We start from the raw sequence: 10,728 nt of genomic DNA, 5'->3' as shown, positions 1-10,728 counted from the left end.
AGATGTGTATAAGAGACAGTTCCACCAGTCCATCGGAAACTTTTCCGCATAGTAAAAGCCGACCATCGTCAGCGCCGACACCGCCCAGCCCCCAGTATAGATCCAGACGGCCAGCACAGCACTTTTCGCCGCCACTAACGGAACGAAGATGACGACGAAAATCCCGGCTGCGATCATGACCCAGAAGTTGGACTTCGTTTTGCCAATCCCCGCCATAATGCTTCCGCCGAGCCGTCCGACAGAAGAGAACAGCACGCCAAGCGCCATCAAGCGGATGTAAGTCGCCGAATCGCCGGTCGTGTAGCTGTTTCCGAACAGAAAACCGTTGATTTGATCAGGGAACAGGCAGATCAGCGCAGTCAGCGGATACAGGAGCAGGTTGTTATACCGAATGCAGCTCGTGCCGCGCCGTTTGCTTTCTTCCCGGTCTTGTGCGCTTTCGGCAACGAAGGGCAGGGTGACGATCATGAATGCCCAGGTGATGATGCCGATGAATCCGGTAATGCGGAATCCGTTCGCCAAATAGCCGACCGCCAGCACGGAGCTGGACCCCACCATCATGACGAGAAAAGGCTGCTGGAACGCCTTTGCTATATTGCCTGCCCAGGAGGGGAGCCCGTAGGCAAGCATGCTGCGGACCTCTTGCATTGGAAGGGCTCCGAACCATTTCGGTTTATGCACACGTTCAACTTTCAGGCAAATAATAAAGGCTGTCAGCAAAGCGCCTACGCCCATCCAGAGAGAAATATTTTCAAGCAGATTCAACGGACCTGGCGGCAGCAGGACGCCAAGAATCATGCCAAGCGTAGACAGCGCCGTCGTCGTGACCATAAAGAAAGCCTGCGTTCCGAAATCCCGGTTGCCGGAAAAAGAGGCTACACCGATATTGAGCATGGAGTTAAAAATAAACATGATCGCGCTGAGCATAATGGCGCCTCGCAGCGCCGGCAGATGGTAGTAATTGGCTAGCACGGGAGCCAGCGCGCACAGCAGGATACCGAACAACAAGCCGAACATCGTGCTGCCTGCGAACGCCACGCGAAAGTTCATTTGAACCGCTTCCAGCGGCTTTCGCGAGAAGGCGTAAATGAGGGAGGAATTAAAGCCGAAATTGAGAAAAAGAGAGGCCATGCCGAAAATTTGAAGAAGCAAATTGACTTCGCCGAACTTGTCGGGATCGTTCAACTCCCGAGCGAGCACGATGCTGCCTACGGTTTGCAGCATCTGGTTGATAAAGAGTCCAAGTCCGATGATGGACACGTTCCGAAGCAGAAATTGCTGGGTTTCAGTCAGCTTGATACGATTGGTAAGCACGGGGTCGGCCTCTTTTCCATAGGTGAGATCTAGCGTTGTCTTTAATTCACAGGGTATCAGACGCTTATCCGCTTGACAAACCAAGAAAAAAGAGAAAAGCGAAGCATATGAAAGCAATTCCAAGGATGCATGGGACTCCGATTTCATGTAAGAGAAATATGACGATATGCCGCTTACAGGAAAGGCGTAAAGCAAGCCGCAGGGCTTGCTTCTGCTGCGTTTTTTTATTTTTAAAATTTTGGGAGATGCCTTCAAACCGTTTACAAAGGATACGCGTTACCTTAGGTAGACCAATAAAGGAGGCAACTATATATGGGAATGGTTAAACGAGCAGGATATTTGTCGCTGTTTTTGCTTGGCGTTATCGGAGGAATGACAACATCTGCAGCATCTGCCGCCGAACCGCTGAACGTTCAAAGCGATTCGGATGTTGCCGCTCAGTTAGGCATCGTGCAAGGGGAAGGAAACGGAGTAACCGCAGCATATTTGAATAAAGCGGCTACCCGTCTTCAGGGCGCGATCATGTCGCTTCGCTTGCAGGGGCTCGAAAGTGAAGCACTGAGTTATCGCGGTGCGAGCCATTTTCAGGATGCAAGCGGACTGTCCAAGGAGAATCAAGCCATCCTCGGGTACTTGAGCGCGCATCCGGAACTGGGGTGGGAAGGTGCAAGCGGACAGCTGTTTAACCCGCTCGCGGGACTGACTGCCGGAGAGTATGACAAGGTGCTGCTGGAGGCGCTTGGCTACCGGCAAGGCGTGGATTTTGAATTCGCGAATGTGAGAGATTTTGCAGCGAAGATCGGATTAACAAGCCTAGCCAAGCAGTCGGATTTGAAAAATGTACATATCGTCAGCGGAACGCTGGAAGCGCTTCGATTGCCGACGAAGGGCGGCAAGGCAACGCTTGGCAGCTTGCTTGCCGAGAAGGGCAAGCTTGATCCCGCCATTCTTGCCGATCTTCAGAAGCCGACGCTCAGGCTGATGCAAAGCGATGCCACAGGCAGCTATTTGACGGATGAGAAGGGCATGACGTTATATTATTTTAGCAAAGATGTTGCGGATCCAAATGCTTGTACCGGTCAATGCTTGGCGAACTGGCCGGTTTACAGCAGCGATCACTTTATTGTACCAGCTCAATTTCAAGCCTCGGATTTCAGCGGCTTCACCCGGACAAACGGTAAGAAGCAGGTGACGTACAAGGGGTGGCCTCTGTATTTCTTTGTGAAGGATACCAAACCGGGAGATACGCTGGGGAACAACGTAAATCAGGTTTGGTTCACCGTTCAGCCGTCCGGCGGCGGAGTCGCGATCGGGACGAAGCCTGAGCTAGGCAACTATTTGACCGATGCAAACGGTATGACGCTTTATTACTACGAGCAGGATACGAAGGGGGTAAGCAATTGTGAAGGAAAATGTTTGGACAAATGGCCTGTCTTTTACTCTTCGTCCCTTTCAGCTCCGGCTGGTGTTGATCTAGCGGATTTTGGAACTTTGGTTCGTTCGAACGGGACGCTGCAAACGACTTATAAAGGGTTCCCGCTGTACTATTGGGTCGGCGACAAGCTCAGGGGGGATACGACGGGGCAGGATGTCGGGCATGTGTGGTATGTCGTTGAGCCTGCCAAGTTTGCGGGAACGAAAGCCGAGAACGCTGCGGTAAAAACGTCGAAGTAGGATTCGCTCCGAACCTCTGCTTAATCCTCGAAATGTGCTATTGCCAAGCGGATCCGCTGCCGCTAAGGTAGAAGAGAAAACCATGTCATTGTCGATTCGGGGTGTCGGAAACAATGCGCAATCGAACGGATGGGGAGCTTATGAAGCTGGTGATGAATAAGCATCACCCCGCCTTGGAAGAACTTTACGACCGTTATGCGAAGCTGGTGTACTCCTTTGCTCTGAAGTCAGCCAAAGAAGAACAAACGGCTAGAGAAATTGTTCAGCTTGTATTTACGCGGTTATGGACAACACAGAAAGGATATGACCCCGCTAAAGGCGCGTTCGTCAATTGGATCATTACGGTCACACGCAATGTGACGATTGACTGCCTTCGCAAGAAGCGAAAGGAAGATCAAAATCTGCACCTGGACCGCAGCCATTGGGAAGAGGCGTTCGTCTCCACCGCTCCCGAGCCGGATGCTGCGATGTCGAGCAAATGGCTTGGCGAGCAAATTCAGAAAGCTTATGTGCACTTATCTGAAAGTCAAATTCAATTAATCCATTGGATGTATTGGCAGGGTTATACGCTAAGCGAAATCGCCGTCCGTACAAATGAACCGATCGGCACTGTGAAAAGCCGCCTGCATCAAGGCTTGAAAATTCTTCGAAAGCATTTGACAACGTTGAGGGAGGGATGACGTGATGGAAGAACGCGAAATCGTGGATTGCAGCTATCTGATCAATTACTTGACCGGCGAATGCACAGAATGGGAACGTGCCGCCTTCGAACGGCATCTTCGCACGTGTGTCACCTGCCGGGAAGAATTAAAGGAGCTGAGCGAAGTGTGGGAGGCATTGCCGTTCGAGATCGAGAAAGTGGAAGTACCCGCTGATTTGAAAGCGGAGGTCATGGCGGCTACCAGGCCGCAGGCGGAACCTTCCCGCAATGAGCAAAGAGATTGGTCTCAAACCGGACAGATCGGGTCCAACAAGAAGCGAACGTATACCTGGGTGTATACGAGCGCTGCCGCTATTGTCATCGGGTTCGCTGCAGGCATTTGGTGGCATAGCAAGCCGCTTGTGCCGGAAGCGATCAGCAGCGCAGCCTTGAACCAGCCTGCCGAGATCGTCTCCACGTACCAACTGAAATCCGTTGAGGATACGATGCCGACGGCATCCGGGACCGTGTGGGTGCTGCAGAACGGAGATACTCATAATGTTGTCATTAATTTGCAGGGACTAAAGCCAACTGAAGGCGATTGGACCTATCAAGTATGGTACAACCGGAGCGGGAAGCGCTACAATTGCGGCACGCTGCGTGTCGACGGCCAGGGAGCCGGATTGTTGACGTATAGGATTCCAGTCAAAAGCAAGGAGCTTCGCATCGATTCCTTTGGCGTAACGCTGGAACCGGATCCGAATGGAAGCGCGCCACGGGGCAAAAAAATTTTGGGCACATAGCAAAGTTTCATCAAACCGAATTCTTGCTTTCAGCGTTTACTTGGTCGAGAGATCAATTTGACGATCATGAAGGAGGAATTGCAATGAAGAAACACATTGCCGCATGGATCATCGGCAGTAGTTTACTGGCTGCGCTGGCCGTTCCGGCTGCCGCTGCTGATCACAGCATGCCGATGCCGATGGGGGGCAGCCTTATGGCGTCCGCCGAGCAAGTCAAATCGGATATGACCATTACGTTGAACGGCAGTCCGCTGGCGCTCGATGAGTCGTATCTGATCGATGACTCGCTTTTTGTGCCATATCGAGCCTTTGCCGAAGGAATCGGCGCAGAAGTGGGCTACGAAGCGTCATCGCAGACGGTAACCGTTACGAAAGGCGGGAAGACGGTCAAGCTGTCAATCGGCTCCTCTGCTGCCGATGTGGATGGCACGCAGGTGACCATGGTCGGGCCGGCTCAGCTCATCAACAGTACAACGTTTGTGCATTCCCGTTTTCTGGCGGAAGTGTTCGGTGTTACCGTTCAGTACGACAGTGCGACAAGAACTGTGAATCTCGTTACGGGTTCGGATCAATCCGTTGCCAAGACATACTACATTAACATGCAGGGCTTCGCTTTCAGCGACACCGACATCACTGTTGAGGCGGGATCGACGATTGTGTTCACGAATAAAGACGCGGTGAAGCACAATGCGGTAGCTGATGATGGCAGCTTTCACACGGCTCTGCTTGGGGCAGGAGAGTCCGAAAGTGTTACGCTCACGCAGCCTGGCGTGTATACCTACTTCTGCGAGCCCCATAAGGATTTCATGAAGGGGAAAATTACCGTAAAATAAAAACAAATCCCATGGGTCTCCTGGTGAGATACGCCCAGCCTCAAGAAAGCGAAGACGATTCTAGGAGGTTGAACATGAAGGTCAAACGAATTGTCTGCAATATTGAAGCACAGGATACAACCGCAGCAAAACATTTTTATGAGGAAGTGCTCGGCCTTGATGTGTTGATGGATCATGGTTGGATTACCACTTATGGCTCACACGAAACAATGGATGTTCAGATTAGCTTCGCTTCGGAGGGAGGTTCTTCAACACTTGTACCGGATCTATCGATTGAAGTCGACGACCTTGACGAGGCGCATGACAGAATCCGGCGCGCAGGGATTCCGATTGAATACGGGCCGGTGAATGAACCGTGGGGCGTAAGGCGTTTCTATGTCCGCGATCCTTTTGGAAAGCTGATTAACTTGCTTGCTCACTGTTAAAGCGCGAAGGTTTGTGCAAGTTTACAAAAGTGCAGTGGTTCGCTTTCCAAAATGAGCCGTTGTCCGCTATGATACAGAGAGTACTGGAAGTGGAGGCATGCGGAACAATGGACATTAAGAAAGACGATTTGACTGGCGCTGAAGTGATTGCCCTAATAGCGGAACACTTGGAAGGCATGTTCGCCTCATCACCGCCGGAAAGTGTGCATGCCCTGAATCTTGACGGGCTGAAAAAGCCGGAAATTACATTCTGGTCCGTTTGGGAACATGGCGAATTGCTCGGTATTGGCGCGCTGAAAGAGCTGAGCCGGCAAGAGGGCGAAGTAAAGTCGATGCGGACGGCCTCGCAGCATCTGCGCAAAGGCGTAGCCAGATACATGCTCGATCATATCGTGAGCGAAGCGAAAAGTCGCGGCTACAAGCGGTTGAACCTGGAAACCGGTTCCATGGAAGCTTTTGCGCCGGCGGTGAGACTTTACGAGAGCTTCGGCTTTAAGGAATGCGAGCCATTTGCTGATTACAGCGAAGACCCGAACAGCTTGTTTATGACGTTGAACCTGTAGGCGGGAAGAAGAAAACAAGTAGCGGAGCAAGCGCAGAGGCTTGCCCCGCTGTTTTGCGTTCTCAGCGCAACCTACAAGTCATGCCTATGCATGATCAGAGAAAATCTATGAAACTTGTCTATGAACCTATTTTTTTTACCCTGTTATGGTATATAATGGCACGTATGACCGTTTGTCGCATTAACATTACAGGAGGCTTTTTATGAAAATAGGTTTACCTACCAAAGCTGCTTCTATCCTTGCGGCAGTCTTGATCGCCTGCGCCGCATTGCCTGCGTATGCGCAGGCCGGCAGCCTCCCGAGCGCATATCCGGACGTTCCGCCGGACCATTACGCCGCGCAAGCCATCGGCAGCTTGAAGCAGCAGGGCATCGTGGACGATGCCGAAGCGGACGGCGGCTTTCATCCTGATGAAGCCGTTACACGCGGCGATGCTGCCGTGTGGCTTGCCAGTGCGCTGCATGCTGCGAAGCCCAAAGCTTTGAATGGCTTTGCAGATGTGCCGGCTGCAAGCCCATATGCGGAGGCCGTGAACGCCCTGAAAGAGCTGAACATCGTGCAGGGGGACGGCGGCAACTACGAGCCGGACGCGCCGCTGACGCGCGAGCAGATGGCGAGCTTGCTTGTGCGCGCTTTTAAGCTGAACGATAACGGCATCCAGATGTGGCTCAAGGATGAAGCCGAGATCGGTCCGGCGCATCATGCCGATGTTGTCAAATTGAAGCAGCACGCGGTTACGGAGCAGCTGACGTTTATGCCAAAGGAGAAGGTGACTCGGGCGCAGCTCGTGCTCTTTTTATACCGCACCCTCACGCAAAAAGAAGAATTATCGCAAGGCGGCGTTTCGCTGGAGGAGCTTCTGCAGCTGCCGGATAAAATCCAGCTGCGACTCTCGCCGGACGGCACGATGCTGGCGTATTTGCACCCGTGGGAGAATCGAATGAATCTGTACATACAGAAAGTTGGGGAAAACGAAGGCATTCGTTTGACAAGCGCGAAGGTGGATAATATCCAGAGCATCTACTGGGTGACCGATCATGTGTTGGTGTACGGAATCGACAGCGGCGGGTCGGAGAATACTCACATCCACGCAATCCAGGTCGACGGCACGAATGATCGTGATTTGACGCCATTCAAAAATGTCAAGTCCAACTTGCTGGACGTATGGCCTGCAAAAGATGAAAGCAAGTATGAGCTGCTTCTGACGATGAATCGCCGGGATCCGAAAGCGATGGATGTCGTGCGGGTCAATCTGATGACGGGCGAGCCAACGATGTATGTGCAGAATCCGGGCAATGTCGAGCTTTGGACCATCGATAATTGGGGCGAAGTGCGCGCGGCGCTGGCGCAGGACGGAGAGACGACAAGCCTCTTGTATCGGGAGGATGACGGCAAGGAATTTGAGAAGATCGCGACGTTTGCGAAGGACGATACGTTTATCCCGATCATGTTCACTGCTGATAACAAGCAATTGTATGCGGCATCGTCGGTTGGCCGAGACAAGCAAGCGTTGGTTCGCTACGATCCGGTGGCCAAGAAGGAAGCGGAAGTGATCTATGCCAACGAAGACGCCGATGTGAACGATTTGATCTACTCTTATAAAAAGAAAGCGGTCCTCGCGGTCAGTTACGAAACGGAAGCGAAGCAGACGGCCTTTCTGGACCCGGAACTCAAGGTGAAAGCCCAAAAAATCGATGAGCAGCTCCACACCACGCACTGGGGCTTTGTCGGTTCCTTGGACAAAGATCTCGTCCTCTTGTACACGGACAGCGATAAATCGTACGGCAGCTACTATCTCTGGGATCAACGCTCAGACAAGATCGATAAAATCGCGGATATTGCCCCCCATATAAAAGAAGACCGAATGGCCGACATGAAGCCGATTTCATTCCAGAGCCGGGACGGCCTGACGATTCACGGCTACCTCACCCTGCCGAAGGGCGTCGTCGCAAATAAACTGCCGGTCATTGTGAATCCGCACGGCGGACCGTGGGCGCGCGATTCCTGGGGCTTTAACATGGAGGTGCAGCTGCTCGCCAGCCAAGGTTACGCAGTTCTGCAGCTGAACTACCGCGGCTCTGATGGGTACGGCAAGGCGTTCCTGCACGCCGGAGATAAGCAGTGGGGCGCCGCGATGCAGAATGACATCACCGACGGCGTGAACTGGCTCGTACAGCGTGGGATCGCCGATCCTAAGCGGGTCGGCATCTATGGCGCCTCCTACGGCGGGTATGCGACGCTGGCAGGCATGGCCTTCACGCCGGATGTGTACGCGGCGGGTGTTGATGTCGTGGGACCGTCGAGCCTGCTGACGTTCCTGCACACCGTGCCTCCGTATTGGGAGAACGGGCGGCAGCAAATGTATGCGCAGGTCGGCGATCCGGTGAAGGATCGCAAGCTGCTGGAGGCGGCTTCGCCGCTGCTGCATGCGGATCAGATCAAAGCGCCGCTGATGATCGTGCAGGGCGCGAACGATCCGCGTGTGAACAAGGCGGAGTCGGAGCAGATGGTTGCTGCGCTGCGCAAGCTGGATGTGGATGTGCCTTACATGCTGAAAGCCGATGAAGGACACGGCTACCAGAAGCTGGAGAACGAACGAGATTTCTATGAAGCCCTTATTCATTTTCTTAATCAACATGTGAAAAACAAAACGGAATGAGAAGAAAGAGCCGATATCTCCGCAGGTTTGCGGGGAGGATCGGCTCTTTTTTGCTGTGTGTCGCGTTGGGCGCAGGAATCGCGAAGCGGGAGGCGAATTGTGTAAGTCAGCCAAGCAGGTTGCTTCAACTGATTGAGTATACTTCCAAGAAGGCGGCTGAAACCATGCAATTAAGCGGTGCGATGAAAAGATTGCTGCTGATGAACGCGGCGTCGACCATTATTTTTAACTACATCGGCATCTTCGTCAATCTGTTTATTTGGGAAAAAAACAACAAAATCTCCGAGGTCGTCTGGTTCAATCTCGTGCTGTTCGTGATGTGGACGCTGGCATTCGGAGTAGGGTCACGCCTGTTGACCAGCTTTACGACGCGCGCCCTGATTCGCTCGAACGCGATTTGCGGCGGACTCGTATTCTTGCTGCTCTCCACGCTGGAGCTGGACAATCGGCTGCTGTGGATCGCCATTATCGCCATGCCGATCGGCATTATGTGGGGCTTCTACGCCTCCGCGCAAAACATTACGCTCAGCGTCTTCGGCAAAGGGCGCGACTTTGAGCAATACTTCTCGATGTCGAATATCATTAACCAGGTTATTTCAATTGTGAATCCGATTGCATTCGCCTTGATTATCAAGTGGATCGGCTATTCGGGTTCTTTCTTGCTGATGTTTTTGTTTGTGGCGCTGCTTATGGCCGTTTCGTTCTTCATTCCGACGATTACCTTGGCCGGCAGCACGGAGAAGCTGTTTCAAGGCGTTCGGTTTCGGCTCGTATTCTCGACTTCCGCATTGCGCTGGATGGTGCCGTCTTTGCTGGCTGCGGGCGTGTTCTTGCAATTTCAGATGCTGTTCGCGCTGGTGTTCACGTTTTCGGTGTCGGAGGATAAGCTGATTATCGCGCTGTTCAATGTGCTGTACGCTTCGTCGGCAATTGGCGCGATGATGCTGTATCGGCGGTTGCACGTGAAGGAGGGCCTCTGGCTCAAAATCGGCATGACGTTCTTAGCAGTCGGCATTCTACTGCCGCTGCTGCCGAAAGCGCCGATCCTGATCTTGTCGAATCTGTTCACGACGATCGGCATGTTCTATTTCGGAACGGTGTGGAACACGCGACAGTTCCGGATTATTTCGAAGCAGCCTGCGATGCAGCAGGCGCGCATTTTTCTGTGGCGGGAAGGGTTCCTGAACGTCTCCCGGATCGCGCTGCTCGTCGTGGCGCTGTCCGTGCAAGACCTGCACGGCGGCACGTTCTACCTCTTGATCGCGCTCGCGTTGGTGTGCGCTTTCATTGTACCCGTGTTCTCGGGGAAGAGCACTGAGATGTTTGAGCGGCAGGGGGAAGCTGGGAGCGCGGAGTCGAGGTAGTCGTGGGGGCCTAATCAAGACCCAATCCAGATCCAATCCAGATCCAATCTAGACTTAACCCATGCACAAGCATTCTCAGCCCAAGACCCATTCAAACCACATCCAAACCCGATCTAGCCAGTTCCAGACCTGACTCAGCCCCCGCCCCAGATCCGATAACGGTGGTGAACCACTCCTATTTGGGCGGGAGAGGACGACTTCAGCGAAATAGAAGTAGTAAACCACTTTTATTTGGAGCAAAGTTCGCCGAAATCGGGCTTTTTCCATGCGATAAGCGTGGTTTACCACGCTTATTTTCAGACAAAGGAGCGACTCGCGGAGAATAGAAGTGGTTACCCGCTCTTATTTGAAGTGAGACTGGTAGTAGGAGCGAATGGGGGAGGGCTAAGAGGGCCTGGCCCTAGCTAAAGAGACCGTTTTACGGGTATTATGGAAAATAAGAGGGTTTGCAAG

9 protein-coding genes are annotated in these 10,728 nt (G+C 52.9%); 8 read left to right on the top strand and 1 reads right to left on the bottom strand.

Annotated features, from left to right (window positions below):
- Positions 1-1,314 (bottom strand): oligosaccharide flippase family protein (locus EJQ19_RS14425; RefSeq protein ID WP_241242907.1); only part of this gene is annotated, 1,314 nt, incomplete at its 3' end.
- A gap of 312 nt (positions 1,315-1,626) precedes the next feature.
- Between EJQ19_RS14425 and EJQ19_RS14420 the strand changes: the two genes are divergently transcribed.
- From EJQ19_RS14420 to EJQ19_RS14385, 8 genes are all read left to right on the top strand, one after another.
- A complete protein-coding gene (locus EJQ19_RS14420; protein WP_126141935.1) occupies positions 1,627-2,988 on the top strand; it encodes a hypothetical protein in 1,362 nt (453 codons plus the stop codon).
- A 113-nt stretch (positions 2,989-3,101) separates the two neighbouring features.
- Positions 3,102-3,668: a sigma-70 family RNA polymerase sigma factor gene (locus EJQ19_RS14415; RefSeq protein WP_126141934.1), complete on the top strand. Its 567-nt coding sequence runs from the start codon at positions 3,102-3,104 to the stop codon at positions 3,666-3,668.
- Positions 3,669-3,672: 4 nt separating this feature from the next.
- Positions 3,673-4,431, top strand: coding sequence for an anti-sigma factor (locus EJQ19_RS14410; RefSeq protein ID WP_126141933.1), 759 nt, complete (start codon positions 3,673-3,675; stop codon positions 4,429-4,431).
- Between the two features lie 83 nt (positions 4,432-4,514).
- Complete coding sequence (locus EJQ19_RS14405) at positions 4,515-5,264, top strand: stalk domain-containing protein (protein ID WP_126141932.1); 750 nt, start codon at positions 4,515-4,517, stop codon at positions 5,262-5,264.
- 74 nt (positions 5,265-5,338) lie between these two features.
- Positions 5,339-5,689: a VOC family protein gene (locus EJQ19_RS14400; protein WP_126141931.1), complete on the top strand. Its 351-nt coding sequence runs from the start codon at positions 5,339-5,341 to the stop codon at positions 5,687-5,689.
- Positions 5,690-5,796: 107 nt separating this feature from the next.
- Positions 5,797-6,252, top strand: a complete 456-nt coding sequence (locus tag EJQ19_RS14395) for a GNAT family N-acetyltransferase (protein WP_126141930.1) — start codon at positions 5,797-5,799, stop codon at positions 6,250-6,252.
- 202 nt (positions 6,253-6,454) lie between these two features.
- A complete protein-coding gene (locus EJQ19_RS14390; protein WP_126141929.1) occupies positions 6,455-8,911 on the top strand; it encodes a S9 family peptidase in 2,457 nt (818 codons plus the stop codon).
- Positions 8,912-8,961: 50 nt separating this feature from the next.
- Positions 8,962-10,275 carry an MFS transporter gene (locus tag EJQ19_RS14385; RefSeq protein WP_126141928.1) on the top strand — a complete coding sequence of 438 codons (1,314 nt, stop codon included), beginning with the start codon at positions 8,962-8,964 and terminating at the stop codon, positions 10,273-10,275.
- Positions 10,276-10,728 lie beyond the last annotated feature (453 nt).

Source organism: Paenibacillus whitsoniae, assembly GCF_003955665.1.
GTDB classification, from domain to species: Bacteria; Bacillota; Bacilli; order Paenibacillales; family NBRC-103111; genus Paenibacillus_E; species Paenibacillus_E whitsoniae.
This window is presented reverse-complemented; position numbering and strand designations above follow the sequence as displayed.

Excerpts from the sequence above, each read along its gene's own strand:
- EJQ19_RS14420 (WP_126141935.1), top strand. The coding sequence starts at position 1,627 with ATGGGAATGGTTAAACGAGCAGGATATTTGTCGCTGTTTTTGCTTGGC.
- EJQ19_RS14415 (WP_126141934.1), top strand. The coding sequence starts at position 3,102 with ATGCGCAATCGAACGGATGGGGAGCTTATGAAGCTGGTGATGAATAAG.
- EJQ19_RS14410 (WP_126141933.1), top strand. The coding sequence starts at position 3,673 with ATGGAAGAACGCGAAATCGTGGATTGCAGCTATCTGATCAATTACTTG.
- EJQ19_RS14405 (WP_126141932.1), top strand. The coding sequence starts at position 4,515 with ATGAAGAAACACATTGCCGCATGGATCATCGGCAGTAGTTTACTGGCT.
- EJQ19_RS14400 (WP_126141931.1), top strand. The coding sequence starts at position 5,339 with ATGAAGGTCAAACGAATTGTCTGCAATATTGAAGCACAGGATACAACC.
- EJQ19_RS14395 (WP_126141930.1), top strand. The coding sequence starts at position 5,797 with ATGGACATTAAGAAAGACGATTTGACTGGCGCTGAAGTGATTGCCCTA.
- EJQ19_RS14390 (WP_126141929.1), top strand. The coding sequence starts at position 6,455 with ATGAAAATAGGTTTACCTACCAAAGCTGCTTCTATCCTTGCGGCAGTC.